23 protein-coding genes and 1 pseudogene are annotated in these 26,207 nt (G+C 69.0%); 12 read left to right on the top strand and 12 right to left on the bottom strand.

Features of this window, described 5'->3' with window-relative positions; all coding sequences use genetic code 11:
• Positions 1-35: 35 nt before the first annotated feature.
• Both RT051_RS07625 and RT051_RS07620 read right to left on the bottom strand, forming a co-directional pair.
• Entirely contained in the window at positions 36-746 is a 711-nt protein-coding gene (locus RT051_RS07625) for a hypothetical protein (protein ID WP_313074529.1), read from the bottom strand.
• Positions 747-900: 154 nt separating this feature from the next.
• Positions 901-1,173, bottom strand: a complete 273-nt coding sequence (locus RT051_RS07620; RefSeq protein WP_313074526.1) for a hypothetical protein — start codon at positions 1,171-1,173, stop codon at positions 901-903.
• 454 nt (positions 1,174-1,627) lie between these two features.
• Between RT051_RS07620 and RT051_RS07615 the strand changes: the two genes are divergently transcribed.
• A complete protein-coding gene (locus RT051_RS07615; RefSeq protein WP_313074523.1) occupies positions 1,628-2,656 on the top strand; it encodes an integron integrase in 1,029 nt (342 codons plus the stop codon).
• 85 nt (positions 2,657-2,741) lie between these two features.
• Here the strand turns inward: RT051_RS07615 and fabB are convergent, their stop codons facing one another.
• From fabB to RT051_RS07585, 6 genes are all read right to left on the bottom strand, one after another.
• A complete protein-coding gene (fabB, locus tag RT051_RS07610; protein ID WP_313074522.1) occupies positions 2,742-4,001 on the bottom strand; it encodes a beta-ketoacyl-ACP synthase I in 1,260 nt (419 codons plus the stop codon).
• Entirely contained in the window at positions 3,998-4,525 is a 528-nt protein-coding gene (gene fabA, locus RT051_RS07605; RefSeq protein WP_313074519.1) for a bifunctional 3-hydroxydecanoyl-ACP dehydratase/trans-2-decenoyl-ACP isomerase, read from the bottom strand. Before fabA ends, fabB begins: the two co-directional genes overlap by 4 nt.
• Positions 4,526-4,687: 162 nt before the next feature.
• The gene (gene lnt / locus RT051_RS07600) at positions 4,688-6,280 is read right to left on the bottom strand and encodes an apolipoprotein N-acyltransferase (RefSeq protein WP_313074516.1); all 1,593 of its coding nucleotides are present in this window, start codon (positions 6,278-6,280) and stop codon (positions 4,688-4,690) included.
• Positions 6,280-7,164 carry a transporter associated domain-containing protein gene (locus tag RT051_RS07595; RefSeq protein ID WP_313074513.1) on the bottom strand — a complete coding sequence of 295 codons (885 nt, stop codon included), beginning with the start codon at positions 7,162-7,164 and terminating at the stop codon, positions 6,280-6,282. Before RT051_RS07595 ends, lnt begins: the two co-directional genes overlap by 1 nt.
• Positions 7,165-7,271: 107 nt before the next feature.
• Positions 7,272-7,946, bottom strand: a complete 675-nt coding sequence (locus tag RT051_RS07590; protein WP_313074565.1) for a GNAT family N-acetyltransferase — start codon at positions 7,944-7,946, stop codon at positions 7,272-7,274.
• Between the two features lie 115 nt (positions 7,947-8,061).
• Positions 8,062-8,553 carry an Lrp/AsnC family transcriptional regulator gene (locus RT051_RS07585; RefSeq protein ID WP_313074511.1) on the bottom strand — a complete coding sequence of 164 codons (492 nt, stop codon included), beginning with the start codon at positions 8,551-8,553 and terminating at the stop codon, positions 8,062-8,064.
• A 203-nt stretch (positions 8,554-8,756) separates the two neighbouring features.
• Between RT051_RS07585 and hppD the strand changes: the two genes are divergently transcribed.
• Together hppD and phhA are read left to right on the top strand one after the other, a co-directional pair.
• Complete coding sequence (gene hppD / locus RT051_RS07580; protein ID WP_313074508.1) at positions 8,757-9,881, top strand: 4-hydroxyphenylpyruvate dioxygenase; 1,125 nt, start codon at positions 8,757-8,759, stop codon at positions 9,879-9,881.
• A gap of 10 nt (positions 9,882-9,891) precedes the next feature.
• Positions 9,892-10,725 (top strand): phenylalanine 4-monooxygenase, encoded by an 834-nt coding sequence (gene phhA / locus RT051_RS07575; protein WP_313074505.1) that lies wholly within the window; start codon positions 9,892-9,894, stop codon positions 10,723-10,725.
• A gap of 20 nt (positions 10,726-10,745) precedes the next feature.
• On the opposite strand, the gene ruvB is transcribed toward phhA, so the two are convergent.
• On the bottom strand, positions 10,746-11,825 hold the full coding sequence (ruvB, locus tag RT051_RS07570) for a Holliday junction branch migration DNA helicase RuvB (protein ID WP_313074502.1): 1,080 nt from the start codon (positions 11,823-11,825) through the stop codon (positions 10,746-10,748).
• Positions 11,826-12,011: 186 nt separating this feature from the next.
• Here ruvB and RT051_RS07565 point away from each other — a divergent pair, with 186 nt between their 5' ends.
• From RT051_RS07565 to RT051_RS07550, 4 genes are all read left to right on the top strand, one after another.
• Positions 12,012-12,635: a DUF2760 domain-containing protein gene (locus RT051_RS07565; protein WP_313074499.1), complete on the top strand. Its 624-nt coding sequence runs from the start codon at positions 12,012-12,014 to the stop codon at positions 12,633-12,635.
• A 2-nt stretch (positions 12,636-12,637) separates the two neighbouring features.
• Complete coding sequence (locus tag RT051_RS07560) at positions 12,638-14,560, top strand: Hsp70 family protein (RefSeq protein ID WP_313074496.1); 1,923 nt, start codon at positions 12,638-12,640, stop codon at positions 14,558-14,560.
• Positions 14,561-14,766: 206 nt separating this feature from the next.
• A complete protein-coding gene (locus RT051_RS07555) occupies positions 14,767-15,840 on the top strand; it encodes a YhcG family protein (RefSeq protein ID WP_313074493.1) in 1,074 nt (357 codons plus the stop codon).
• The gene (locus tag RT051_RS07550; RefSeq protein ID WP_313074490.1) at positions 15,837-18,758 is read left to right on the top strand and encodes an Hsp70 family protein; all 2,922 of its coding nucleotides are present in this window, start codon (positions 15,837-15,839) and stop codon (positions 18,756-18,758) included. The genes RT051_RS07555 and RT051_RS07550 overlap by 4 nt, the downstream gene beginning before the upstream one ends.
• 123 nt (positions 18,759-18,881) lie before the next feature.
• Here the strand turns inward: RT051_RS07550 and ruvA are convergent, their stop codons facing one another.
• Positions 18,882-19,457 (bottom strand): Holliday junction branch migration protein RuvA, encoded by a 576-nt coding sequence (gene ruvA / locus RT051_RS07545; RefSeq protein ID WP_313074487.1) that lies wholly within the window; start codon positions 19,455-19,457, stop codon positions 18,882-18,884.
• A gap of 72 nt (positions 19,458-19,529) precedes the next feature.
• Here ruvA and RT051_RS07540 point away from each other — a divergent pair, with 72 nt between their 5' ends.
• From RT051_RS07540 to RT051_RS07530, 3 genes are all read left to right on the top strand, one after another.
• Positions 19,530-20,483, top strand: a complete 954-nt coding sequence (locus RT051_RS07540) for a PhoH family protein (RefSeq protein WP_313074484.1) — start codon at positions 19,530-19,532, stop codon at positions 20,481-20,483.
• A gap of 57 nt (positions 20,484-20,540) precedes the next feature.
• A complete protein-coding gene (gene ybeY, locus RT051_RS07535) occupies positions 20,541-20,999 on the top strand; it encodes an rRNA maturation RNase YbeY (protein WP_313074482.1) in 459 nt (152 codons plus the stop codon).
• Between the two features lie 115 nt (positions 21,000-21,114).
• Positions 21,115-21,867, top strand: a complete 753-nt coding sequence (locus RT051_RS07530) for a sulfite exporter TauE/SafE family protein (RefSeq protein ID WP_313074480.1) — start codon at positions 21,115-21,117, stop codon at positions 21,865-21,867.
• 51 nt (positions 21,868-21,918) lie between these two features.
• Here the strand turns inward: RT051_RS07530 and dtd are convergent, their stop codons facing one another.
• Both dtd and RT051_RS07520 read right to left on the bottom strand, forming a co-directional pair.
• Complete coding sequence (dtd, locus tag RT051_RS07525) at positions 21,919-22,383, bottom strand: D-aminoacyl-tRNA deacylase (RefSeq protein WP_313074477.1); 465 nt, start codon at positions 22,381-22,383, stop codon at positions 21,919-21,921.
• Entirely contained in the window at positions 22,380-23,372 is a 993-nt protein-coding gene (locus RT051_RS07520) for a cation diffusion facilitator family transporter (RefSeq protein WP_313074474.1), read from the bottom strand. The genes dtd and RT051_RS07520 overlap by 4 nt, the downstream gene beginning before the upstream one ends.
• Before the next feature lie 115 nt (positions 23,373-23,487).
• Here RT051_RS07520 and RT051_RS07515 point away from each other — a divergent pair, with 115 nt between their 5' ends.
• Together RT051_RS07515 and RT051_RS07510 are read left to right on the top strand one after the other, a co-directional pair.
• On the top strand, positions 23,488-25,593 hold the full coding sequence (locus RT051_RS07515; RefSeq protein WP_313074471.1) for an EAL domain-containing protein: 2,106 nt from the start codon (positions 23,488-23,490) through the stop codon (positions 25,591-25,593).
• Between the two features lie 39 nt (positions 25,594-25,632).
• Positions 25,633-26,207, top strand: a pseudogene (locus tag RT051_RS07510) (AMP nucleosidase); the annotation flags it as partial.

Raw genomic sequence — 26,207 nt, 5'->3', positions numbered from 1 at the left:
GAAGCCTGCCGGAGTTTGTCCGCTCGATGGAAAGGTTAGGCCTCTGTTTCCGAGGACTCAATGAAGTCGATGTTGTCATCGTAGTAGCGACGCAGATCAACCCAAACCTCCACTAGCAGAAGAGCGGAGCCGACTGCAATGAATATCGAGGCGACAACAAAGGTTGGCTTCAGGCGTTCGTCGTACCAGAGTAACGAAGCAATGAGCACCAGCACGGAAAGGCCTACTAGGGCGACACCCTTTGCGAGCGTGTCAATGAAGAGACGCGTGACGAGTTGTTGAATTGCGACCAGGCCTATTCGATTTAACAAACTCTCGATGTAACCGAAATGCGTGCTTGAGATCAGGTAGAAAGCCCGGCGTTCGGCGTTGTCCGAGTCGAGCCCAGAGTCAAGCGCATCGCAGTACTCGGCGTATTCAGGCCCGCGGTCAGTCTGTGGAAGGTCGGACAGGTCTAGCTTGTCGAGCTCGTAGGCAAGAGACAAGCATGTCTCGCGGTCTTCTGTCTGTGGAAGGCTGAGCAGCCCGCGTTGCGCCTCCAGTAGCCTTGACTTCATAAGGTCGTAGGCGACCAGACGCTCCCCTTTTGATTGCTGAGAGACGAACAGAATCCACGCAACAGAGAGCGAGCAAAAGAGTGCAACCAGGGTCGCGACCGTACCGAGCGCCGTGATGAATGTAGAACGGTCCAGGGAGGTGAGATCTGCGCCGGACCAGCTGCCGTAATAGATGGCGAGCTGGACCAAAGCGGCGACTGCTGTGCAGATGGCCAACTGGGCAGGCAACCGCACTAGTCGGAATATTGCGCGGGGAAGCATTTGGAGGCCTAACGTGGAGCTAACCCGACGGCCGTCAGGCCGGTCGGGTTGAGCGCAGGGTTAGGGTTTTGATGCTTGGGCATCATTCCTCTTGCTTGAATAGTGGGCGAGCGCCGTTGGTAAAGGTAATTGCTGCACCAAGCAATACTGGCCAACTTTCAATTACGACTGCAGCCAGATAGACCAAGGCTGTGCCAAATATTCCAAGGAGGAAAATAGCCGGTATTGCCACTTGCTTTGGGTCGCCGAAACCTTCCTTGATGAGTTGCCAAACGAAGAAGGCGAGTATGGCCGTTATGTAGCCGAAAAACAGGCCACCAAGAAACCCACTGAATAGTAGTACAGCATCTTTCATGGAAAATCCTAACGAAAAAGCTAAGCCGACCGCCGAAGGCGGGTCGGCTTGAGTGAAGGGTTAGAAACTACTTTTTGCCTTTTGCTTGAGACAGGGCACTACCTGCAGCAGTTTTTGATGCCGCACTTGTACGACCGTCACGCAGCACTTTGGATGCTGCAGTAGCTGCACGCGCAGAGGTAGATTCTTTGGGCGAAGATGTTTGAGTAAGGGCACTTGCTGCTGCAGTTTTAGAAGCTGCACCAGGAGATTTACTCGAAAGCACCTTAGAGGCTGCAGTTGCGGCTTTCGCACCTGTAGTTTTCGTAGCCATAAATCTCCTCCAATAAATTTCTAACTAGAATTAGACGAACCTCAAAGTTCGTTTTGGTGAACGATAACAACGGACCCGATCCGCAGCTCTACTCGTAAACACGGACTTGCCAATCACTTAGGCAAACCTAAAAATTTGCGGATGATTGCCGACACTGCCACATCGTCCGAAACCTTGGGTTCATCCGTTCAGGCGCCTAAGCTCCTGGACCGTATGCGCACCCACCTGCGTATGCGCCACTACAGCATCCGAACCGAGCAGGCATACCTGGACTGGGCGCGACGTTTCATCTTGTATCACAACAAACGCCATCCACAAGAGATGGGTGCGCCCGAGGTCGAGGCGTTCTTGAGTCACCTTGTGGTAGATCGACAGGTATCGGCCTCCACGCAGAACCAGGCCAAGGCAGCCCTGCTATATCTGTACAAGCAGGTTCTGGCCATCGATCTGCCTTGGCTGGATGAAGTCGTCCAGGCCAAGCGCCCACGCCGCCTGCCGGTGGTGCTCACACCCAGCGAAGTGCGCGCGCTGCTGATGCACATGGACAACGGCACGATGGGCCTGATCGCCCGTCTGCTATACGGCACCGGCATGCGATTGATGGAGGCGCTGCGCCTGCGCGTGAAGGATGTGGAGTTCACACGGCGCGAGGTCGTGATCCGGGAGGGCAAGGGCGGCAAAGATCGGGTAACGGTATTGCCCGAAAACCTGATCGAGCCCCTGCAGGCACAACTGCATAAGGCACAAGCACTGCATCAGAAAGACTTGGCCGCCGGGTTGGGCCGGGTTCACCTGCCGCACGCGCTGGCGGTGAAATATCCGAAGGCCGACAAAGCCTGGGCCTGGCAGTGGGTGTTTCCGTCGCCGGTGCGCTCGATGGACCCGCGCCCGGATGCACGCACCGGCGACCTGCTGGAGCGGCGTCACCATGTTTATCCCGAATCGGTGCAGCGTGCCGTGCGTGAAGCGTCGAAACTGGCGCAAATCGATAAACCGGTGTCGCCGCATGTGCTGCGCCATTCGTTTGCCACGCATTTGCTGCAGGCCGGCTATGACATTCGCACGGTGCAGGAATTGTTGGGCCACGCCGATGTCAGCACGACCATGATTTACACCCATGTGTTGAACAAGGGCGGGCGCGGCATTCTGAGTCCGCTGGATGCGTTATAGAAAATGCCTGGAATGCCAGGCGTGAAAAAAGCCGCTTCTTGCGAAAGCGGCTTTTCGGATGCAAAGGCAAGAGAGGAACGCAGACTCAGGCACCATCCCAGCGGCGCAGCACCAGCGACGCATTCGTCCCGCCAAAGCCGAAGCTGTTGCTCAGCACCTGCGTCAACTGCGCATCACGTGTCTTCGTCACCAGCGGCATGTCGCCCAGCTCCGGGTCGGGCGTGTCCACATTCACGGACCCGGCGATAAAGCCCTTCTGCAGCATGACCAGGCAGTAAATCGCCTCCTGCACGCCGGTGGCGCCCAGCGAGTGCCCGGTCAGCGACTTGGTCGAGGAAAACGGCGGCACGGCATCGCCGAACACCTGGCGCATGGCGCGCACTTCCTGCATGTCGCCCACCGGGGTCGAGGTGCCGTGGGTGTTGATGTAGTCGATCGGCCCATCCAGCCCTTCCATGGCCTGGCGCATGCAGGCCACGGCGCCGTCGCCCGAGGGGGCGACCATGTCCTCGCCGTCGCTGGTGGCGCCGAAGCCCACCACCTCGGCCAGGATGGTTGCGCCACGTGCCTGGGCGTGCTCCAGGCTCTCCAACACCACCGCGCCGCCGCCGCCGGCGATGACGAAGCCGTCGCGGTTGGCGTCATAGGCGCGCGAGGCCTTCTCGGGCATGGCGTTGTACTTGCTGGACATGGCGCCCATGCCGTCGAACAGCAACGCCATGCCCCAGGACATTTCCTCGCCGCCGCCGGCCAACATCACGTCCTGCATGCCCCAGGCGATCTGCTGCGCGGCCGCGCCGATGCAGTGCGCCGACGTGGAGCAGGCCGAGGTGATGGAGTAGTTGATGCCTTTGACCTTGAAGTTGGTCGCCAGGCACGCCGAGACGGTGGAGCTCATGCAGCGCGTGACCTGGTACGGCCCGACGCGGCGGATGCCCTTCTCGCGCAGCGTGTCGGCCGCCTCGATCTGGTTGGCCGGCGAGCCGCCGCCCGAGCCCATGATCAGGCCGGTGCGCGGGTGGCTGACCTGCTCGGGTTGCAGACCCGCCTGGGCAATGGCGTCTTCCAGCGCGATCTGCGCGTAGGCGGCGGCGTCGCCCATGAAGCGCAGTTGCTTCCTGTCGATGCGCGACTCCAGGTCGATCTCGGGCGTGCCGCCGACCTGGCTGCGCATGCCCAGTTCGGTGAACTCCGGCACGGCGCGGATGCCCGAGCGGCCCTCCCGCAACGATTGCTCGACGGTCGCCAGGTCATTGCCGATGCACGAGACGATGCCCGCCCCGGTGATGACCACGCGGCGCTTGCCGCCGCCGTTACTGCTACTGATGCTGCTGCTGTTGCTCATGTCGCTGTGTTTTCCGCACTGCCTTCCTCGCGCAGGAACAGGCCCACGCGCAGGTCATTGGCCACGTAGATTTCCTTGCCGTCGGCGAGCAGGCGCGCGTCGCCGATGGCCATGTTCAGCTTGCGTTTGATCACGCGCTTGATGTCGATCTCGTAGGTCACGAGCTTGACGTCGGGTCCGACTTCGCCGGTGAACTTGACTTCGCCCGCACCCAGGGCGCGGCCCCGGCCCGGCAGGCGCAGCCAGGTGAGATAGAAGCCGATCAGCTGCCACATGGCGTCCAGCCCCAGGCAACCGGGCATGACCGGGTCGCCCTGGAAGTGGCACTCGAAGAACCACAGGCCCGGCTTGACGTCCAGCTCGGCCACGATCCGGCCCAGGCCGTGCGCGCCGCCGTCGCTGTCGATGTGCGTGATGCGGTCGAACATCAGCATGGGGGGCAGGGGCAGGCGCCCGCTGTCCGGAGAGAACAACCGGCCCTCGCCCGAGGCGATCAGTTGTTCGTACGAGAAGGATTCAGCCATTGTCTGTCGGTCTTGCTTCGAGGAAGGGGCGCCGCGCCGGCCCGCCTTGTCAGGGAGCGGCTGCCGCAGAAAAGGGGTCCATTATCCAGCGTCCGCGCCGCCTGACCGCCATGCAAGGGCAAGCGCGATGTCCGTGCTGGCGTGGGGAAATGCCGCACGCATTCAAGCGCGGGCTCGCCGCAGCCAGGCCAGCAGCACGATGCCCAGGCCCGCGAGCCACAGCGGCGCCAGGCCCCAGCGGCCGGCCCAGCGCGCGTAGGGCGTGGCGTCCCCCGCGCGGCCCTGCACCTCGGCGGCCAGTACGGCGCGGGTGTGCGGCGCCAGCTGGTGCGTCACGCGGCCCTGGTGGTCGATGACGGCAGTGGCGCCGGTGTTGGTGGCGCGCACCATGGGGCGCTCGAACTCCAGCGCGCGCAGGCGGCTGATGGCCAAGTGCTGGCGAATGGCGATGCTGTCGCCGAACCAGCCGATGTTGCTCAGGTTGACCAGCACCGTGGGCGCCTGCGCCGGGTCGAGAAAGCGCGCCGCAAGCTCCTCGCCGAACAAGTCCTCGTAGCAGATGTTGGGCGCGAGGCGCTGGCCGGCAAAGGCCAGCGAGGGCTGGCCCACGCCGCCGCGGACAAAGTCGCCCAGGGGGATGTTCATCATCTGCGTGAACCACTTGAACAGTGGCGGGATGAACTCGCCAAAGGGCACCAGGTGGTGCTTGTCGTAGCGATAGGCACCCTCCTGGCCGGGCGCAAAGCCGATGGCCGAGTTGGTGTAGCCCTCCTGCGGGCTGCCCAGCGGAATGCCCAGCAGCACGGCCTGCCCGCCCTCGCTGAACCGTTGGGCGATGCCCTCCAGGTAGCCCGGCACCAGCTGCTGGGGCAGCAGGGGGATGGCCGTCTCGGGCGCCACCACCAGTTGCGCCTGCGCGGCGCGCAGCTGCTCGCCGTACCAGGACAGCGCCAGCGGCACGCCGCTGCCGGGCTGGAATTTCTCGTCCTGGGGGATGTTGCCCTGCAGCAGCGCCAGCGTCAGCGGCGCGCCGGCGTCCGCACTGGCCCCCAGCGCCGCGCACCCGCCCTGCAGCGCGCAGCCGCGCTGCCAGGCCAGCCCCGCCCAGGCCAGCAGCAGCGCCGCCAGCCCCAGCCACAGCCGCGGGCTGCGCAGGTGCCGCGCGCGGGCCCGCGCCAGCAGCAGGGCCAGCGCCGCGGCCACGAAGCTGATGCCGTACACCCCGACGCTGCGCGCCAGCACGGCGAGCGGCCCGTCCACATGGGCGTAGCCCACGGCGCCCCACGGAAAGCCCGTCCACCACTGGCCGCGCGCCAGCTCGGCCAGCATCCACAACGCGGCAAACAGCAGGGCTGCAGGCAGCGCGCCGCGGCCGCAGAGCGCCCGGAACGCCGCGCAGGCCGCGCCGTAGTAGCTGCCCAGGAAGGCCGCCAGCGCCAGCACGGCCAGCGCCGCCAGCGGCGCCGCCAGGCCGCCATAGGTGTGCATGGAGATGAACAGCCACCAGAAGGTGCCGCACAGCCAGGCGGTGGCAAACAGCCAGCCCAGCAGGCCCGCGCGGCGCACGCCGGCGCGCCCGGGCGGCGCGGCCAGCAGCAGGTGCGCCAGCACGGCCAGCGAGGCGACCTGCAACCACCACAGCGGCTGGCCGCTGCCCGGCAGCGGCAGCGCCAGGGACAGCGCCTGCACGCCGCCGGCGGCGGCCGCCAGCAGCCAGGGCGCGGGGCCGCGCTGCAACAGGACGGGCGTTGCCATCAGGCGTCGGGGTCGGCGTTGTCGGCCGTGGCGGGCGCCACCTTGAACCAGCGCACCGCGCCGCCCTTGGTGTGCAGCACCACGAACCTGAGGCCGCCCAGCACCACCGCTTCGCCCCTGGCCGGGGCGCGGCCCAGTTCATGGGCGATCAGGCCGCCGATGGTGTCGAACTCCTCCTCGGGGTCGCTCGGCCCCAGGCGCGCCTCGAACGCCTCGGCCACGCGCTCGACCGGGGTGTGCCCGCTCACGCGCCAGCTGCCGTCGGCCAGTGCGAAGATGTCGCCCTCGTCCTCGGGGATGTCGAACTCGTCCTCGATCTCGCCGACGATCTGCTCGAACACGTCCTCGAAGGTCACCAGGCCGGCGATGCGCCCGAACTCGTCGATGACGATGGCCAGGTGATTGCGCGTGGCGCGAAACTCGCGTACCAGCTCGTGCAGGCCCTTGCTCTCGGGCACGAACAGCGCGGGGCGCACCAGGGTGCGGATGCTCAGCTCGGGCGAGCGCCAGCGCTTGAGCAGGTCCTTGGCCAGCAGGATGCCGATGATGTTGTCGCGCGCGCCCTGGTAGACCGGAAAGCGCGAGTGCGCCGTCTGGATGACCTGGTGCATCAGCGCATCCACCGGCGCGTCGATGTCCAGCATGTCCATGCGCGCGGGCGGCACCAGCACGTCGTCGGCCGTCATCTCGGCCATGCGCAACACGCGCTCGAGCATCACGCGCGCGTCGGCGTTGATGACCTCGTTGTCCTCGGCCTCGGCCAGCGTGGCGATCAGCTCGTCGGTGGAATCGGGCCCGGGGCGGATGAACTCGATCAGGCGCTGCAGGATGGAGCGCTTGTCTTCCCTGCCGTCGGCAGGATGCGCAGGATGGGGGTCGGACACGTCGGCTGAGCGCGCGGTGGTGGAACAAGGGCTCCTAGGATAGCGGATCGCTCCGCGCCACCGCGTGGGGCCTGGCGCGGCGGCCCGCCAGCCCGGCCCCGCGCCGCTTACTCGGCGGCCTGGTGCCGGCCCTCGCGCACGCCCTGGCGGATCTCCTGCAGGTCGGCCAGCAGGCTCCAAAACTGGCGTGCCTGCTTCTTGAGCTGGTAGTCCACCTCGCCGTAGTGCTCGGCCATCAGCTTGGACACGTGCGTGTCCAGCCCGGCCGGGGGCAGCTGCAGGTAGGCCTCGGACTCGTGGCCGTCGCGGCGCACCGTGGCACCGGCATTGCGCGCGATCTTGAGCATGGCCGTGTTCTCGCTCAGCGCGTGGATGAACATCATGCTCACGCCGCGGTGCCGCGCCAGCATGACGGCGCGGTCGAACAGCCGCGCGCCATAGCCGCGTCCCCGCGCATGAGCCGAGACGGACACGCCGAACTCGGCGCAGTTGGCGTACTCGGACGACGCACTACACGCCAGCTGCGCCATGGCAATCAGCTCCAGCCGGCGGTTGAAGATGCCGAACAGCGCGTCGCGCCCGAAGTCCAGCATGTCCACGTAGCGCTGGACCTGCGCGTCGCTGGCGGCATAGCCGAAGCGCAGGTAGCGGTCGTGCTCCGATAGGCCCAGCAGGTGCGTGGCGATGCGGGCGCGGTGCTGCGGGCCCAGAGAGCGGACGGGCACCATCAGGGCAGAGCTCATGACAAGACCTCGGTGGAAGTGGCCGCGCAGGCGCGGCATGACCGAACCTGCGGGCAGGCAGGAGTGGAGCAGAGACTCGGAGATGGGCATGGTGGGCCCATTCTAGGGTTTTCCCTAGGGTTGCGCAGCGGTTTTGTTGCAATGCAACATGAGCTTACACGGGTATCGCCGTGGTGGCCTTGACCCGGTCGAGCACGAAGCTGGTCTTGCAGTCCTGCACGCTCGGGTGCTTGAGCAGCGTGTCCATGATGAAGCGGCTGTAGTGCGCCATGTCGGCCACCACCACCCGCAGCAGGTAGTCCATCTCGCCGGTGAGCGCCGCGCACTCCACGACCTCAGGCCAGGTCTGCACGCTGGCCTTGAACAGGTCCATGGGGTTGCGCTTGTGGCTCTCGGTCAGCTTTTCCAGGCGCACGTTGATGTAGGCCGTCAGGCCCAGGCCCACGCTCTCGGGCCGCACCAGGGCCACGTAGCGGTCGATCACGCCGCACTCCTCCAGCCGCTTGGCGCGGCGCAGCACGGCGCTGGGCGACAGACCCACCTGCTCGCCGATGACGTCATAGGTTTCGCGGCCGTTGTCCTGCAGGCGGCGCAGGATGGCGCGGTCGAGCTTGTCCAGGGCGGGAGCGCTGCGGTCGCTGTTCATGGCCGCGGATTCTAGGCAGGCGCCGCGCGGGCGCCGTGCACGCATTCCCTAACGCCATCGGCGTGCAGGACGCCTTGATCAGACGCAACATTCCTGCACGCCAGTCCGCAAAAGGCCCGCGCTTCGCCTTAAATCTGAGCGGCCCCGGTCCTACAGTCATTGGATTGACCCGACGCCAACATCGTCCGCAAGGAGACTGCCCCATGACCGCCGCCCTGCCCCAACAAGCCGCCACCGAGACCTCCGCCTGGGAAAATCCCATGGGCCTGATGGGCTTCGAGTTCGTCGAGTTCACCTCGCCCACGCCCGGCGTGCTGGAGGACGTGTTCGAGAAGCTGGGCTTCACCCTGGTGGCCAGGCACCGCTCCAAGGACGTGGTGCTGTACCGCCAGAACCAGATCAACTTCATCCTGAACCGCGAGCCGCGCAGCCAAGCGGCATACTTCGCCGCCGAGCACGGACCTTCGGCCTGCGGCATGGCGTTTCGCGTCAAGGATGCGCACCAGGCCTACCAGCGCGTGCTGGAGCTGGGCGCCCAGCCCATCGACATCCCGACCGGCCCGATGGAGCTGCGCCTGCCGGCCATCAAGGGCATCGGCGGCGCGCCTTTGTACCTGATCGACCGCTTCGAGGACGGCAAGTCGATCTACGACATCGACTTCGAGTGGCTGCCCGGGGTGGACCCGCGCCCCACAGGCCACGGCCTCAACGAGATCGACCACCTCACGCACAACGTCTATCGCGGGCGCATGGAGTTCTGGTCGAACTTCTACGAGCGGCTGTTCAACTTCCGCGAGCTGCGCTACTTCGACATCCAGGGCGAGTACACGGGCCTGACCTCCAAGGCCATGACGGCGCCCGACGGCAAGATCCGCATCCCGCTCAACGAGGAGGCGCGCCAGGGCGGCGGCCAGATCGAGGAGTTCCTGATGCAGTTCAACGGCGAGGGCATCCAGCACATCGCGCTGATCTGCGACAACCTGACCGAGGTGGTGGACCGCCTGGGCCTGGCCGGCGTGCCGCTGGCCAGCGCTCCCAACGACATCTACTACGAGATGCTGGAGACGCGCCTGCCCGGCCACGGCCAGCCGGTGGCGGAGCTGCAGGCGCGCGGCATCCTGCTGGACGGCACCACGGCCGACGGCACGCCGCGCCTGCTGCTGCAGATCTTCTCCACGCCGATGCTGGGGCCGGTGTTCTTCGAGTTCATCGAGCGCAGCGGCGACTTCCGCGACGGCTTCGGCGAGGGCAACTTCAAGGCGCTGTTCGAGTCGCTCGAGCGCGACCAGGTGCGCCGCGGCGCCATCCCGCAGGCGCAGGCCGAGTAAGGGGCGCGCCATGGCCGTCGAACCCGTGGTCTATGGCGCCAGCGAGCGCCCGCCGCGCGGCGACTACGCCCGCGCCCAGGCCGACTACACCTGCGCGCAGGACTGGGCGTCCTACACCGCGCAGGACCACGATACCTACCACCGGCTGTACCAGCGCCAGTCGGCCCAGCTGCCCGGTCTGGCCAGCCAGGCCTTCATCGACGCCCTGCCGCTGCTGGGCGCCAAGGAGCGCATCCCGCGCTTCGAGGAGGTCAACGAGCGCCTGTACCGCGCCACGCGCTGGGAGCTGGTGGCCGTGCCAGGGCTGATCCCGGAGGTGCCGTTCTTCCAGCTGCTGGCCAATCGCAAGTTCCCGGTCACGGACTGGATCCGAAAGCCCGAGGAGTTCGACTACATCGTCGAGCCGGACGTGTTCCACGACCTGTTCGGCCACGTGCCGCTGTTGTTCAATCCGGTGTTCGCCGACTACGTGCAGCGCTACGGCGAAGGGGGCCTGAAGGCAGCGCGGCTGGGCGCGTGCGAGATGCTCTCGCGCCTGTACTGGTACACCATCGAGTTCGGCCTGATCCGCGAGAGCGGCGGCCTGCGCGCCTATGGCGCCGGCATTCTGAGCTCGGCCGGCGAGTTGCCCTATGCGGTGCGCAGCCCCGAACCGCAGCGCCTGCCGCTCGATCTGGCGCGCACCATGCGCACGCGCTACAAGATCGACACCTTCCAGCAGACCTACTTCGTGATCGACAGCTTCCAGCAGCTTTTCGACCTCACGGCAGAGGACTTCGCACCGCTGTACGAACAGCTGCGCGAACTGCCGGAGTTCGCCGCCAGCGCCGGTATCGCTGCGTGAGCCCTGGGGCGGGCCCCGCGCTACTCCGCAAACAGCCCGCCCGAGCTGCGCGGCGGCGCCACGCCCAGATGCCGATACGCCGCCAGCGTCGCGATGCGCCCGCGCGGCGTGCGCTGCAGGAAGCCCTGCTGGATCAGGTAGGGCTCGATCACGTCCTCGATGGTGCCGCTTTCTTCGCCGATGCTGGCGGCGATGTTGTCCAGCCCCACCGGGCCGCCGTCGAAGCGGTGCACCACGGCCTCCAGCAGCTTGCGGTCCATCACGTCGAAGCCCTGCGGGTCCACGTCCAGCATGGTCAGTGCGCGCTGGGCGATGTCCAGCGTGATGCGCCCGTCGCCCTTCACGTCGGCGTAGTCGCGCACGCGGCGCAGCAGGCGGTTGGCGATGCGCGGCGTGCCGCGCGAGCGCCGGGCGATCTCGAAGGCGCCGTCGTCGTCAATGGGCGCATTGAGCAGCCCCGCCGAGCGGCGCACGATGCGCGAGAGCTCCTCGGGGGTGTAGAACTCCAGCCGCGCCACGATGCCGAAGCGGTCGCGCAGCGGGTTGGTGAGCATGCCGGCGCGCGTGGTGGCACCCACCAGGGTGAAGGGTTGCAGGTCCAGCTTGATGCTGCGCGCGGCCGGGCCCTCGCCGATCATGATGTCGATCTGGTAGTCCTCCAGCGCCGGGTAGAGGATTTCCTCGACCACCGGCGACAGGCGGTGGATCTCATCGATGAACAGGACGTCGTTGGCTTCCAGGTTGGTCAGCAGCGCCGCCAGATCCTTGGGTTTTTCCAGCACCGGGCCGCTGGTCTGGCGCAGCTGCACGCCCAGTTCGGTGGCGATGATGTGGGACAGCGTCGTCTTGCCCAGGCCCGGCGGGCCGAACAGCAGCACATGATCGAGCGCCTCGCCGCGCTTTCGGGCCGCCTTGATGAAGATCTCCAGCTGCTCGCGCGCCTTGGCCTGACCGACGTATTCATCCAGCAGCTTGGGGCGCAGGGCGCGCTCCAGGGCTTCCTCCTGGGGCGACGCGGGGGCCGCGGAAATCACGCGCGCAGAGCGCCCGCCAGGGGCCGGTGGCGGGGCGGGGGCGAAGTCGTCGGTCTGTATGGTCATACAGTGAAAGATTGTGCGCGATGGGCCCGCGCGCAAGGCCTATAAGGGGCTTTGGGTAACATCATTGCCCTTTTTTGCCGGGATTGCGCACGCCCCGAACGGCGTCCAGCCCGCCTGATTTTCTGTGCCCGGCGCGGCGCGCCAAGCCCTTGCATAGCGCCCGGCCGCCGGCCACTTTTTTGCACCATGAGCACACCACAGACCTCTCCCCCCTCCTTCCTCAGCCGCATCGCCATTGCGATCGGCAGCTTCTTTGCCATTCTGGGCAATGCCTCGCTGGCGCAGGGCGTGTCGCGCCTGCGCGCCGGCGAGGCGCTGGCCGCCGACGTGCCGCCGCGCGAGGTGCGCGTCGAGGTGCCCGTCGAGAAGATCGTCGAGACCCGCATTGAGGTGCCGGTCGAGCGCGTCGTCGAGAAAACCACCGAAATCCACGCCCCCACCGCCGCGCTGCAGCTGCTGGGCCTGCTGCAGCGCGAGGCGCGCTTCGTCGATTTCGTGCAGGAGGACGTGGCCGGCTACAGCGATGCCGAGATCGGCGCCGCCGCCCGCGTGGTGCACGACGGCTGCCGCAAGGTGTTGGCCGGGCATTTCTCCATCCAACCCGTGCGCGCCGAGAGCGAGGGCAGCCGCGTCACGCTGCAGCCCGGCTTTGACGCCGGCGCCGTGCGCGTCAGCGGCAACGTGGTCGGCCAGCCACCGTTCACTGGCACGCTGGCCCACCGCGGCTGGCAGGCTGGCGAAGTGCGCCTGCCGCAGCTGACCGACCCCCAGGCCGCGCGCATCCTGGCGCAGGCGGAGGTGGAGCTGTGACTATGCAAACGATAGCTGTGACCCAAGACGGGACAAGGGCTGAGGGCCAAAAAGAGCAACATCCTCGCTACAGCATCGGCATCGACCTGGGCACGACGCACTGCGCGCTGTCCTATGTCGATGCCGCCGCCAGCGACGGCGAACGCGTGGCGCAGGGCGTGCTGGACATCGCCCAGCTCACCGCGCCGGCCAGCGTCGAGGCGCGCCCGCTGCTGCCGTCGTTCCTGTACCTGCCGCACGACAGCGAACTGAGCGCCGCCGAGCGCAGCGTGCCGGCCCTGGACGGAGGCGATGCACCGCAGGACTTCATCGTCGGCGAGCTGGCGCGCACGCGCGGCGCGGCCACGCCGATCCGGCTGGTCTCCAGCGCCAAGAGCTGGCTGTGCCACGCCGGCGTGGACCGGCGCGCGCCCATCCTGCCGCCTGACGCCGCCCAGGCCCCCGAGGGCGAGATCGCCCGCCTGTCGCCCCTGCAGGCCAGCACCGCATACCTCCAGCACCTGCGCCGCGCCTGGGACGCCGCCCACCCGGACGCGCCGCTGTCGGCGCAGCAGGTCACGGTGACCATCCCCGCATCGTTCGACCCGGCGGCGCGCGAGTTGACCGCCGAGGCCTGCCAAGCTGCGGGCCTGGGCCATTTCACGCTGCTGGAGGAACCCCAGGCGGCGCTGTACAGCTGGTTGCAGGCCAGCGGCGGCGCCTGGCGCAAGCAGGTGCGCCACGGCGACATCCTGCTGGTGGTGGACGTGGGCGGTGGCACGACCGACCTGTCGCTGATCGCCGTGCTCGAGCAGGAGGGCAACCTGCAGCTGCAGCGCATCGCCGTGGGCGAGCACATCCTGCTGGGCGGCGACAACATGGATCTGGCGCTGGCCTATGGCGTGGCGCGCAAGCTGGCAGCCGAGGGCCGGCAGCTCGACGCCTGGCAGACCCGGGCGCTGGCGCACGCCTGCCGCGCGGCCAAGGAGCAGCTGCTGCAGGACGACAGCGTGCAGGCCGTGCCCGTGGTCGTGCCCAGCCGGGGCGCCAGGCTGATCGGCGCGAGCATCCGCACCGAGGTCACGCGCGCCGAGGTGCTGCAACTGCTGGTCGAGGGCTTTTTCCCGCACGCCGCCATCACCGACCGCCCGCAGACACGCGCCCGCGCGGCCCTCACGCAGCTCGGCCTGCCCTACGCGCAGGACGCGGCGGTGACGCGCCATCTGGCGGCCTTTCTGGCGCGCCAGGTGGGCGCGACGGCGCAGATCGAGGGCCTGGCACCGCCGCCCGAAGGGGCCAGCTTCGTCCATCCGACGGCGGTGCTGTTCAACGGCGGCGTGCTCAAGGCGGCGCAGATCGAGGCGCGCATCCTGGAAGTGTTGAACGGCTGGCTGGCCGCCGAGGGCGCACCGCCCGTGCGGCTGCTCGATGGCGCGCAGCTCGATCTGGCGGTGGCGCGCGGCGCGGCCTACTTCGGCCACGTGGCGGCGCAGGGGCGCGGCGTGCGCATTCGCGGCGGCACGGCGCAGAGCTACTACGTCGGCGTGGAGGGCAACATGCCGGCCATCCCCGGCATGGAGCCGCCGATCGCCGCCCTGTGCCTGGCGCCGTTCGGCATGGAGGAAGGCAGCGAGGTCGAGCTGAGCGGCCAGCAGTTCGGCCTGGTCGTGGGCGAGCCGGTGCGGCTGCGCTTTTTTGGCTCCAGCGTGCGCCGCCAGGATGCGGTGGGCACGCTGCTGGAGTTCTGGGCCGACGAGGAGCTGACCGAGCTGCAGGAGATCGAAGCCACCCTGCCGCCCGAGGGCCGCAGCGCCGGCGAGGTCGTGCCCGTCACCCTGCACGCCCGCGTGAGCGAAATTGGCACGCTGGAGCTGGCGGCGGTGCCGGTGGGCGGCAGCGAGCGCTGGAAGGTGGAGTTCGACGTGCGGGCGGCGGGGGCGGTGTAGCCCCGGGCGGCCCCGCTGCTGCCCCTTCCCCCTCTGGGGGAAGGCCGGGATGGGGGCCGGCTAGCGATGGGAGCGCCGTTTGAATGTGCCGCCGTCGCTGGCCCCCACCCCAACCCTCCCCCAGAGGGGGAGGGAGCGCGCCTCCTGCATAGCCCCAGCATCAGCACCAACCACGCTCTCCGCGCCACCGCCCAGGAGTCCATCCCATGCCCGAGCGCCCCGCTTCCCTCACCACCCCGCCCGACGGCTACGCCCTGTGGCTGGCCGAGCTCAAGACCCGCATCCACAGCGCCCAGCAACGCGCGGCGCTGGCCGTCAACCGCGAACTGGTGCTGCTGTACTGGCAGATCGGCCAGGACATCCTGCAGCGCCAGCAGCAGCAGGGCTGGGGCGCCAAGGTCATCGAACGACTGGCGCACGACCTGCGGGTGGCCTTTCCGGACATGAGGGGTTTCTCCCGCGCGAACCTCATGTACATGCGCGCTTTTGCCCAGGCATGGCACCAGGAGGCAATCGTCCAACAGGCTGTTGGACAATTGCCCTGGGGTCACAACCTCGTGCTGCTGGCAAAGCTCAAGGACGCACGGGCACGGCTGGCCTACGCCGAACGCGCCATCACGCACGGCTGGTCGCGCGCGGTGCTGGAGATGCACATTGAGACCCGCCTGCTGGAACGCGAAGGCAAGGCTGTCACGAATTTTCGGCCGCGCCTGCCCGGCCCCGATACCGATCTAGCGCGCCAGTCGCTCAAAGACCCCTACCTGTTCGACTTCCTGCGCATGGGCCAGAAGGCGGGCGAGCGCACCATCGAAGCTGCCCTGGTGCAGCACATCACGCAGTTCTTGCTGGAACTGGGCGCGGGCTTCGCCTTCGTCGGTCGTCAGGTCCACGTGGAAGTAGGCGGCGACGATTTCTTTCTCGATCTGCTTTTCTATCACCTCAAGCTGCGCTGCTACGTGGTGATCGAACTCAAGGCGGACAAATTCAAACCCGAGCACCTCGGACAGCTGGGTTTTTATCTGACCGCGGTGGATGCGCAGGTGAAAAGCGAACACGACAACCCCACCATCGGCCTGCTGCTGTGCAAGAGCAAGAACCAGGTGGTAGCCGAGTACGCACTGCGCGATCAGGCGCAGCCGCTGGGCATCGCCGAGTACCGGCTGCTGGAGACGCTGCCCGCCGAACTGCAAAGCGAGCTGCCCAGCACCGAGCAGATCGAAAACGAGATTGGCGAGCTGGGCACTCTGAGCGGTGATTCGGGCGCAGGAGGTGGCGCATGACCCCGCTGACCACGCCTCCTCCTGCCCGCTACGCCATCGGCATCGACCTGGGCACCAGCCACACCGCCCTGGCCTTCGTGCCGCTCGCCGCCAGCGCGCAGGACATCCGCCTGCTGCCCCTACCCCAGCGCATCTCGCCCGCCGAGGTGCAGGGCGAGCCCCTGCTGCCCTCCATGCGCTACCAGGGCGCGAGCGGCGAGCTGCACGAGGCCTGGCACACGCCCTGGCCGCCGCTGGGCGCGGGCGACGCCGCCCCCGCCGTCATCGGCCGCTGGGCGCGGGTGCTGGGTGCGGGCAGCCCGCAGCGGCTGGTGGCCAGCGCCAAAAGCTGGCTGTCGCACGCCGGAGTCGACCGCAGCGCACCCATCCTGCCCTGGGGCGCGGGCGAGGACGTGGCGAAAATCTCCCCGCTCGACGCCTCGGCCAGCTACCTGGCGCACCTGCGCGCCGCTTGGGACGCCGCCCACCCCGATGCCCCCATGGCGCAGCAAAGCGTGGTGCTCACCGTGCCGGCCTCCTTCGACGAGGGCGCGCGCGCGCTGACCCTGCAGGCGGCGCAACTCGCCGGCCTGCCGCCGGTGCAGCTGCTGGAGGAACCCAAGGCGGCCTTTCACGACTGGCTGGTGCTGCAGGGCGAGCAGCTTGCCGCGCAGCTGGCCGCCAGCCGCCTGGTGCTGGTGGTGGACGTGGGCGGCGGCACGACCGACCTGACGCTGATCCGCGTGCAGCCCGCGCAGGACGGTACGGGCCTGCCCCAGCTCACCCGCAGCGCCGTGGGCGAGCACCTGATGCTGGGCGGCGACAACATGGATCTGGCCCTGGCCCATCGGCTGGAGCCGCACTTTGCCAGCGGCGACGGCCAGCGCCTGGCACCGGCGCGCTTTGCCGAGCTGGTGCAGCGCTGCCGCAGCGCCAAGGAGCAGCTGCTGGCCGCTGGCGCCCCCGGGCAGCTGCCCATCACCCTGCTGGGCGCCGGCTCGCGCCTGCTGGCGCAGACGCGCTCGGCGACGCTCACGCGCGCGCAGGTGCAGGAATGGGTGGTCGAGGCCTTTGTGCCGCCCGCCGAGCTGACCGACGCCCCGGCGCGCCGCCAGGGCGCGCTGCGCGGCCTCGGCCTGCCGTACCCGGCGGATGCGGCCCTGTCGCGGCACTTGGCGCAGTTTTTGAGCCGGCACGCGGCGGACGGCCTGCCCGATGCCGTGCTGCTCAATGGCGGCGTGTTCCACGCCCACGCCCTGGCCGAGCGCCTGACCGGCCTGCTCGGCCACTGGCGCGGCGCCCCGGTGCGCGTGCTGGCCAACCCGCACCCGGACTGGGCGGTGGCGCGCGGCGCGGCGGCGCATGCGCTGGCGCAGTACCAGGCCCAGCATCCGGAAAAATCTTCGTCGAATCAGCCGCAAACCCATGCCGGAAAAGCGCAAACAGCTAGCAAAAACATAGTCCCCCGCATTGGCGGCGGCTCGGCGCGCAGCTACTGGCTGGTGCTGCCGGGCAAGGCCGGCGCGCCCGTGCGCGGCCTGTGCCTGCTGCCGCGCGGCACCGAGGAAGGCGTGCGCCTGGTGCTGACGGGCCGGCGCTTCGCCCTGCGCCTGGGCCAGGCCGTGCGCTTTGCCCTGCTGGCGCGCAGCGAGGGCCAGGCGCAGGCCGGGCAGATCATGGCCATCGAGGGTGAGGGCTGGACGGAGCTGCCGCCCGTGGCCACCGCCCTGCCGGCACCGCCGGGACGCGAGACGGCGCGTGTCGAGGTGCAGTTGCAGGCCAGCATGAGCGAGGTCGGCACGCTGGAGCTGCGCTGCGTGGCCGTGGATGATCCGCAGCAGTCGTGGCTGCTGCCCTTTGCCGTGCGCGGCGCGGGCGCGCCGGCGGATGTCACGGCGGATGCCACGGATCACCGGGCTGCAAAAACCATAGCTGCTGGCGCTGACCCCACAAGGGCAAAAGGCCAAAAAGATGCTGAAGCCCCTGCCACCGACGCCGCCGCCACCGGCCTGCCCGCCGCCCTGACCCTGCTGGAGCGCATCTTCGGCAACCAGGGCCGCGACGTCACCCCGCGCGAGGTGCGCCAGCTGCGCCAGTCGCTGCAAAAGCTGCTCGGCCCGCGCGAGGGCTGGGACGTGCCGCTGCTGCGCGCGCTGTTCGACGCGCTGCTTGCGCGCGCCCGCCGGCGCCGGCGCACGCCCGAGCACGAGCGCGCCTGGCTGAACCTGGCCGGCTGGTGCCTGCGCCCCGGCGTGGGCGCCGAGCTGGACGGCTGGCGCATGGCGCAGCTGTGGCAGCTGTACGGCCAGGGGCTGGGGCATCCGGGCGAGCCGGCCAACTGGACGGAATGGTGGGTGCTGTGGCGGCGCGTTGCCGCCGGGCTGGACGAGGCGCAGCAGATGCAGCTGCTCGAAGACGTCGCCGCCTGCCTGCAAAAGGCCGTGCAGCGCAGTGGCAGCGCACGCGCGCAGTGGGGCAGCTACGACGACATGCTGCGCCTGCTGGCCGCCGTCGAGGCCGTGCCCTGGCAGTACCGCCTGGAGATGGGCCAGTGGATGCTGGCGCGCCTCAAGCGCGCCGGCGAGCCGCCGCAGACCTGGTGGGCCATCGGCCGCCTGGCGGCGCGCACGGTGCTGGCGGCCAACGCCCATCGCGTGATGCCGCCGGGCGCGGCGCAGGAGTTCCTGGACGCCGCCCTGGCGCAGGACTGGCGCAAGAACGAGCACGCCATGTTCGCCGCCGTGCAGATGGCACGCCTGACGGGCGAACGCGCGCTAGACATGCCGGACGCCGTGCGCGCCGCCGTGCTGGACAAGCTGGCGGCCAGCGGCGCGCCCGAGCGCTGGCTGCAGCAGGTGCGCGAGGTGGTCGAGCTGGACGCGGAAGACCGCCAGCGCAGCCTGGGCGACAGCCTGCCGCCGGGGCTGGTATTGCTGTAGATGGCAGCGCCCGCCCGCTCCCTCGCCCCCTCGGGGGAGAGGGAGCTGGAGGCTGCTCAATCCACCACCAGCCCCGGCCGCTGCACCAGCGCATCCCAGGCAAACCGGCAAGACACCGCTGACCTACCGCGCCAGCGCCTTGAGCGCCAGCTTGATGCCCTCGCTCACCCCCACCTCGGCCGGCAGGGCTTTGAGCGCCGCCGCCGCCTCCTTGTCGTTGTAGCCCAGCGCCAGCAGCGCCTGCAGGATGTCGGCCTGGGCGTCGCTCTTGACCTGGGCGCGCGCGCCGCCCATGTCGGCGCCCAGCTTGCCCTTCAGCTCCAGCAGCAGCCGCTCGGCAGTCTTCTTGCCGATGCCGGGCACCTTGACGAGCCGCCCGCCCTCCTGCAGCGTGACCGCCTGCGCCAGGTCCGCCACGCCCATGCCCGAGAGGATGGACAGCGCCGTGCGTGGCCCCACGCCGGCCACCTTGATCAGCTCGCGAAACGCCGCGCGTTCGGGCTGCGTGGCAAAGCCGTAGAGCAGCTGCGCGTCTTCGCGCACGATGAAGTGGGTCAGCAGCGAGACGGTCTCGCCCACGCCCGGCAGGTTGTAGAAGGTGCTCATGGGCACCTGCACTTCGTAGCCCACGCCGTGGCAGTCCAGCAGCACTTCGGGGGGATTTTTCTCCAGCAGCGTGCCGGTCAGTTTGCCTATCATGGGTGTCCTCGTTCCTGCGCGCCGGGTGCCATACGCCCCGACGCCATCAAAAGCCCTCGGGAAATTATCAGCGTGATCCTGCGCCACACCTTCACCCCTCACAACAACACCCGCCTGTCCCACCTGTGCGGCCCGGCGGACGCGCACCTGCGCACCATCGAGGCGGCGCTGCAGGTCAAGATCGCGCACCGCCACGAGCAGTTCAAGGTCGAGGGTCCCAAGGCCGCGGCCACGCAGGCCATGGAGCTGCTGCAGGCGCTGTACGAGATGGCCGAGCGCCCCATCCGCGACGAGCAGATCCAGCTCATGCTGGCGGGCGACCCCGACCTGCCCGAGGACGCGGGCACGCCTGCCCTGCTGGCCACGCGCCGCGCCGACCTGCGCGCGCGCACCACCGGGCAGGGCCAGTACCTGACCAACATCGCCACGCACGACATCACCTTCGGCATCGGCCCGGCCGGCACTGGCAAGACCTATCTGGCCGTGGCCAGCGCCGTCGACGCGCTCGAGCGAAGCAACGTGCAGCGCATCGTGCTCACGCGCCCGGCGGTGGAGGCCGGCGAGCGCCTGGGCTTTCTGCCGGGCGACATCACGCAGAAAGTCGATCCCTACCTGCGCCCGCTGTACGACGCGCTGTACGACCTGATGGGCTACGACCGCGTGCAAAAGGCCTTCGAGCGCAATGCGCTGGAGATCGCCCCCCTGGCCTTCATGCGCGGGCGCACGCTCAACAACGCCTTCGTCATCCTGGACGAGGCGCAGAACACCACCATCGAGCAGATGAAGATGTTCCTCACGCGCCTGGGCTTTGGCTCGCGCGCCGTGGTCACGGGCGACGTCAGCCAGATCGACCTGCCCAAGGGCACGCTGAGCGGGCTGATCGATGCCGAGCGCGTATTGAAGCGCGTGCAGGGCATCGCGTTCTCGCGCTTTACCAGCGCCGACGTGGTGCGCCACCCGCTGGTGGCGCGCATCGTCGATGCCTACGACGCGCAGCGCAGCCGGCGTGGTGCGACGGACTCCTGAAACCATAGCTGTGTGTCCTTGCACCGCAAGGGCAAAAGCCCAAAAATAGTGAAAACCATGGCGCTGAACCAGCTCGCCCTGTCCCTGCAATTCGCCCGCGAGGCCGAGGCCAGCGCGCACCGCGAGGTGCTCGCGCGCCACAAGGTCGCCCGCTGGATCCGCCACGCCCTGGCGGTGGACGCCGAGATCACCGTGCGCATCGTTGGCGAGGCCGAGGGCCGGCGCCTGAACCACGAGTTCCGCCGCAAGGACTACGCCACCAACGTGCTCACCTTCGACTATCAGCAGGAGCCCGTCGCCGTGGCCGACCTGGTGCTGTGCGCCCCGGTGGTCGAGCGCGAGGCGCGCGAGCAGGGCAAGACGCTGGCCGAACACTACGCCCACCTGCTGGTGCACGGCACGCTGCACGCCCAGGGCTGGGACCACGAAACCAGCGAAGAGGACGCGCAGGAGATGGAAGCCTACGAGACCGCCATCCTGGCCGAGCTGGGCTTCGCCGACCCCTACGGCAGCTGACGGGCGGCAGCCCGGGCCGCGTCAAAGCACTGCAACCCCAGGCAGGCCCAATGGCGCGCGCCGGCGTGCCTAAGATCGGAGCACTCGGCACCTGCCTCTTGCCCCTTCCCCTCCGATGTTCGATCTTGCCCTGCTTCTCGTTGCCGCCTTCGTCGCTGGCGCCCTCAACGCGGTCGCCGGCGGTGGCAGTTTTCTCACCCTGCCGGCGCTGGTCTTCACCGGCGTGCCACCCGTGGTCGCCAATGCCACCGGCACCGTGGCGCTGCTGCCTGGCTACGCGGCCGGCGCCTGGGGCTTTCGCGAGGACATGGCCGCGCCGCCGGGCCTGTCGATGCGCACCACGGTGCTGCTGTCGCTGATCGGCGGCTCGGCCGGCGCGGCGCTGCTGCTGGTCACCTCGGACGCGGCCTTCAACAAGATCGTGCCCTGGCTGCTGCTGGTGGCCACGGCCCTGTTCGCCTTCGGCCCGCAGCTGCGCCAGTGGGCCGGCTCGGGCGCGCAGGGCGGCGCCGCCTCGCCGCTCAAGGCCGGCGCGGGCATGCTGGTGGTGGCCATCTACGGCGGCTACTTCAACGGCGGCCTGGGCATCCTGCTGTTGGCGCTGTTCGGCCTGCTGGGCCAGACCCAGCTCAATGCCATGAACGGCATGAAGAACCTGGTCTCGGCCCTGCTCACGGCGATCGCGGTGGTCATCTACGCCGCTGGCGGCAAGGTGTTCTGGTACCAGGCGCTCATCATGATGGTCGCCGCCACCGCTGGCGGCTACGGCGGCGCCCGCCTGGCGCGCCGTCTGCCCCCGGCCGTGCTGCGCTGGGGCATCGTGGCCACGGGGCTGGTCATGACGGCGCTGTTCTTCTGGAAGCAATAAGGTTTTTGGAGTCAAATCCAGCCCAAACCCTTGCCAGAAAAGCGCGAGCAGCTATTGTTTTTGACTTGACCCCGCCGGCTCGATACGCAGCGGAATGGTCACCGGCCCGTCATTGACCAGGTGCACCTGCATGTCGGCGGCAAATTCCCCGGTCTGCACCTCCGGGTGCAACTCGCGGGCGCGCTGCACGAAATGCTCGTACAGGCGCCGCCCCTCGGCCGGTGATGCCGCCTGGCTGAAGCCCGGCCGGTTACCGCTTCGCGTATCCGCCGCCAGGGTGAATTGGCTGACGACGAGCAGGCCGCCGCCCACGTCCTGCACGCTGCGGTTCATCTTGCCGGCCGCGTCGCTGAAGATGCGCAGCCGGAGCACCTTGGCCAACAGCCGCTCGGCCTCGGCGTCGCCGTCGCCCTGCTCGGCGCACAAAAGCACCAGCAGGCCGGCACCGATGCGCCCGATGACCTCGTCCCCGACTTCGACGTGCGCCTGGCGCACGCGTTGCAGCACGCTGATCATGCGGGTCTCTCCTCCCCTGCCTGGCCCTGCTGTCTTTCTTCCTGCTCGCGCCGCGCCTGGATGACTTCGAACACCGTCGTGTGGTCGCGCGGCAGCAGCTCGATGGTGGCGCGCAGGCCCGGCACCGCGTGCAGCAGCGCCTGCTCCACGGCGCGGCGCTCGCGCGCGGCCTGGCCCAGCGTCCAGTCGTGCGGCAGATGCATGTGCAGCTCCAGGTGATTGCGCGCGCCGGCCCGGCGCGAGACCAGGCCGTCGAACTGCACCGCGCCGCCGCTGGCTGCGGCCTGCGCATCCAGCACGACCTGCACCTGCGCCAGCTGCTCGGGGGCCATGGCCTCGTCCATCAGGCCCTGCGAGGCGTCCCACAGCAGGCGCGCGCCTTCGCGCAGGATGTTCAGCGCCACGCCGATGGCCACCAGTGGATCGAGCCACAGCCAGCCCGTGGCGCGCACCGCCAGCAGGCCCACGACCACGCCGATCGACGTCCAGACGTCGGTCAGCAGGTGGCGCGCATCGCCCTCCAGCGCCACCGAGTGGTGCACCCGCGCCGCGCGCAGCAGCACCCAGGCCAGAGCGCCGTTGAGCGCGGTGCTGACCAGCGACAGGCCCATGCCCCAGCCGATCTCCTCGACGGGCTGCGGCTGCAGCAGGCGCAGGCCCGCCGCCCACAGGATGGCCATGGCCGCACCCAGGATCAGGATGCCCTCGAAGCCCGAGGAGAAATACTCGGCCTTGTGGTGCCCGTAGGGATGGCAGTCGTCGGCCGGGCGCTGCGCCACCGTGACCATGGTCAGCGCGAACATCGCGCCGGCGAGGTTCACGAAGGACTCCAGCGCATCCGACAGCAGGCCCACCGAGCCGCTGACCCACCAGGCCAGCATCTTGAGCACAATGGTCAGCAGCGCCACGCCGATGGAGGCGCGCAGCAGGTTGACCGGGGTCATCCATGCGGGCAGTCGGGAGCTGGGCGGCGCGGCCGGGCGGGTCATGCGGGGATTATCCAGCCCGCTGTGGCGCCAGCTTGCCAAGCCTGCGATCTTGACTTGCATCAAGTTTTCACCCTCGCCAAAGCCGGTTCGATGGGCTATAAGCGAGGCCCGCGCCATGCAAACGCCGCCGTCCGATCCCTCCTCGCCGTTCGCCGCAGCCTTCGCGGCCCAGTCGCGCACCGACGATTCGCTGCTGCGCCTGCTGGCCGACTCGGTGCCCGTCCTGCTGGCGTACTTCGAAGCCAGCGGGCTGCGCTGCGCCTTCGCCAACCGGCGCTACGCCCAGCTCGCCGGCCACACGACGACCAGCATCATCGGGCACACCGTGCGCGAGCTGGTCGGGGAGGCCGCGTGGGCGCTCATCGCGCCCCACGTGGAGCAGGTGCTCCAAGGACAGACCGTGCACTATGTGCGCGACCACGTCATGCCCGGCGGCGAGGTGCGCGTCTTCGAGTCGAGCCTGGTGCCGCACTTCGCGCCCGAGGACGGGCACGACGCGCCGGCCATGGCCGGCGCCTTCGTGTTGATCAACGACATCACCCACCACCGCGCCGCCGAGCGCGCCGTGCTCGAGAGCGAAGAGCGCATGCGCAAGTTCTCCGCGGCCACCGAGGAGGGCATCGTGTTCCACACCGGGGGCACCATCCTTGACTGCAACGAGGCCATGCTGCGCCTGACGGGCTACCGCCGCACCGAGCTGCTGGGCCGCCCGCTCACGGATTTCATCCTGCCCGAGTACCAGCCGCTCGTGCTGGCCTATACGGCCGATCGGCGCGAGGACCTGTACGAAGTGGGCATCCGCCACGCCCAGGGCCACTGCGTGCTGCTGGAGGTCATGGGCAAGACCATGCCGCAGGCCGCAGGCGGCTACCGGGTGGTAGTGGCACGCGACAACACCGAGCGCAGGCAGGCCCAGGCGCGGGCCGACTTCCTCACGCTGCACGACGCGCTCACCGGCCTGCCCAACCGCCACCACCTGATGCAGCACCTGGCGCACACGCTGACCGAGGCGCAGGCGCGCGCCAGCCGGGTGGCGCTGCTGTTCATCGACCTGGACCATTTCAAGACCGTCAATGAGTCGCTCGGCTACGAAGCCGGCGACCAGCTGCTGTGCGAGGTCGCCCGGCGCCTGCAGGCGGGCATGAAGGCCACGCACTTCGCCGCGCGCGTGGGGGCCGACCAGTTCGTGCTGGTGCTGTCGGACCTGCCGGGCCCGGCGCGCGCCGGGCGCGCCGCCGACGCCATCCTGGCGCACCTGCACGCGCCGCACACCATTGGCGGCGTGCCGTTCTCCCTGTCAGCCTGCATCGGCATCAGCCTGTTTCCCGACGACGGCCACGGCGCCGACGAGCTGCTGCGCCGCGCCGCCGCCGCCATGCACCAGACCAAGGAGGCCGGGCGCGGCAGCCGCGGCTTCTACGCCGCCGGCATGGAGGGGCAGCCCGCCGCCCTGCTGCGCCAGGAGCACCTGCTGCGCGAGGCCGTGCTGCACCAGCAGTTCGTGCTGCACTACCAGCCGCAAGTGGACGTGGCCAACGGCCGCCTGCACGGCTTCGAGGCGCTGGTGCGCTGGCAACACCCGGAGAACGGCCTGGTCGGACCCGACGATTTCATCCCCCTGGCCGAGTCGCGCGGCCTGATCACCGCCATCGGCCGCTGGGTGCTGCGCGAGGCCTGCCGCCAGCTGCGCGCCTGGCACGACGAGGGCCTGGCCGACCTGCATGTGTCGGTGAACCTGTCGGCCATCGAGTTCCGCCAGCGCGACGTGGTGGCCGACATCGAGCGCGTGCTGCGCGAACAGGCCCTGGCGCCGCGCTTCCTGGAAGTCGAGATCACCGAGTCGGCACTGATGCAGCACGCCGACCAGACGCGCGAAACGCTGGCCGCGCTGCGCCAGCTCGGCGTGGCGGTGACGGTGGACGACTTCGGCACCGGCTACTCGTCGCTGGCCTACCTCAAGCGCTATCCGCTCGACAAGATCAAGGTGGACCGCTCCTTCGTCATGGACACGCCCCAGGACGCCGACGACGTGGCCATCGTCACCGCCGTGGTGCAGCTCGCGCGCAGCCTGCAGCTGCAGTCGGTCGCCGAGGGCGTGGAGACCGCCGAGCAGCTGGCGCTGCTGCGCGGCCTGGGCTGCAACCTGGCCCAGGGCTACGGCGTCGCCCGGCCCATGCCGGCGGCGCAGGCGCGCGAGTGGGCACGCGCGCTGTCCGCCTGAGCCCTGGAAACGCCCTCTTGCCCGTGGACAATAGCCGCCATGGCGCAACTCCCCACCCTTCCCGAGCCCACCCTGCATAGCGACCCGGCCGAGGCGCTGCAGCGGGTACAGACCCTCTACCAGCAGCAGATCGGCCACCTGCGCAGCGCCATGCAGCGTTTCGTCGCTGGCGAGACGCCGCCGGGCCCGGTGCGCGCCTTCTACCCCTACGTGCGCCTGCAGACCGCCACCGTGGCGCGCGCGCCCACCCACCTGGCCTACGGCTTCGTGGAAGGCCCGGGGCGCTACGAGACCACGCTCACCCGGCCCGACCTGTTCGCCGGCTACTACCTGGAGCAGCTGCGCCTGCTGCGCAAGAGCCACGGCGTGGAGCTGGAAGTGGGGCTGTCCGAGCAGCCCATTCCCATGCACTTCTCCTTTGCCGAGCACGACCACATCGAGGGCTCGCTCAGCGCCGAGCGGCGCCTGCTGATGCGTGACGTGTTCGACCTGCCCGACCTGGCCGCCATGGACGACGGCATCGCCAATGGCACCTGGCAGCAGCGCCCCGGCGAGCCCCTGCCGCTGTCGCTGTTCACCGCGCCGCGCGTGGACTACTCGCTGCACCGGCTGCG

This window comes from Melaminivora sp. (assembly GCF_032059615.1).
Lineage (GTDB): Bacteria > Pseudomonadota > Gammaproteobacteria > Burkholderiales > Burkholderiaceae_C > Melaminivora.
The sequence above is the reverse complement of the archived record's forward strand: the minus strand, read 5'-3'. Positions and strand labels throughout refer to the sequence as shown.

What these genes read in the sequence shown, in the direction of transcription:
- hppD (WP_313074508.1), top strand. Translation starts at nt 8,757, where the DNA reads ATGACCGCCGCCCTGCCCCAACAAGCCGCCACCGAGACCTCCGCCTGG.
- RT051_RS07520 (WP_313074474.1), bottom strand. Translation starts at nt 23,372, where the DNA reads ATGACCCGCCCGGCCGCGCCGCCCAGCTCCCGACTGCCCGCATGGATG.
- RT051_RS07530 (WP_313074480.1), top strand. Translation starts at nt 21,115, where the DNA reads ATGTTCGATCTTGCCCTGCTTCTCGTTGCCGCCTTCGTCGCTGGCGCC.
- RT051_RS07565 (WP_313074499.1), top strand. Translation starts at nt 12,012, where the DNA reads ATGAGCACACCACAGACCTCTCCCCCCTCCTTCCTCAGCCGCATCGCC.
- RT051_RS07515 (WP_313074471.1), top strand. Translation starts at nt 23,488, where the DNA reads ATGCAAACGCCGCCGTCCGATCCCTCCTCGCCGTTCGCCGCAGCCTTC.
- phhA (WP_313074505.1), top strand. Translation starts at nt 9,892, where the DNA reads ATGGCCGTCGAACCCGTGGTCTATGGCGCCAGCGAGCGCCCGCCGCGC.
- RT051_RS07550 (WP_313074490.1), top strand. Translation starts at nt 15,837, where the DNA reads ATGACCCCGCTGACCACGCCTCCTCCTGCCCGCTACGCCATCGGCATC.
- RT051_RS07590 (WP_313074565.1), bottom strand. Translation starts at nt 7,946, where the DNA reads ATGCCGCGCCTGCGCGGCCACTTCCACCGAGGTCTTGTCATGAGCTCT.
- RT051_RS07560 (WP_313074496.1), top strand. Translation starts at nt 12,638, where the DNA reads ATGCAAACGATAGCTGTGACCCAAGACGGGACAAGGGCTGAGGGCCAA.
- ybeY (WP_313074482.1), top strand. Translation starts at nt 20,541, where the DNA reads ATGGCGCTGAACCAGCTCGCCCTGTCCCTGCAATTCGCCCGCGAGGCC.
- RT051_RS07585 (WP_313074511.1), bottom strand. Translation starts at nt 8,553, where the DNA reads ATGAACAGCGACCGCAGCGCTCCCGCCCTGGACAAGCTCGACCGCGCC.
- fabA (WP_313074519.1), bottom strand. Translation starts at nt 4,525, where the DNA reads ATGGCTGAATCCTTCTCGTACGAACAACTGATCGCCTCGGGCGAGGGC.
- ruvA (WP_313074487.1), bottom strand. Translation starts at nt 19,457, where the DNA reads ATGATAGGCAAACTGACCGGCACGCTGCTGGAGAAAAATCCCCCCGAA.
- lnt (WP_313074516.1), bottom strand. Translation starts at nt 6,280, where the DNA reads ATGGCAACGCCCGTCCTGTTGCAGCGCGGCCCCGCGCCCTGGCTGCTG.
- RT051_RS07555 (WP_313074493.1), top strand. Translation starts at nt 14,767, where the DNA reads ATGCCCGAGCGCCCCGCTTCCCTCACCACCCCGCCCGACGGCTACGCC.
- ruvB (WP_313074502.1), bottom strand. Translation starts at nt 11,825, where the DNA reads ATGACCATACAGACCGACGACTTCGCCCCCGCCCCGCCACCGGCCCCT.
- fabB (WP_313074522.1), bottom strand. Translation starts at nt 4,001, where the DNA reads ATGAGCAACAGCAGCAGCATCAGTAGCAGTAACGGCGGCGGCAAGCGC.
- dtd (WP_313074477.1), bottom strand. Translation starts at nt 22,383, where the DNA reads ATGATCAGCGTGCTGCAACGCGTGCGCCAGGCGCACGTCGAAGTCGGG.
- RT051_RS07615 (WP_313074523.1), top strand. Translation starts at nt 1,628, where the DNA reads ATGATTGCCGACACTGCCACATCGTCCGAAACCTTGGGTTCATCCGTT.
- RT051_RS07620 (WP_313074526.1), bottom strand. Translation starts at nt 1,173, where the DNA reads ATGAAAGATGCTGTACTACTATTCAGTGGGTTTCTTGGTGGCCTGTTT.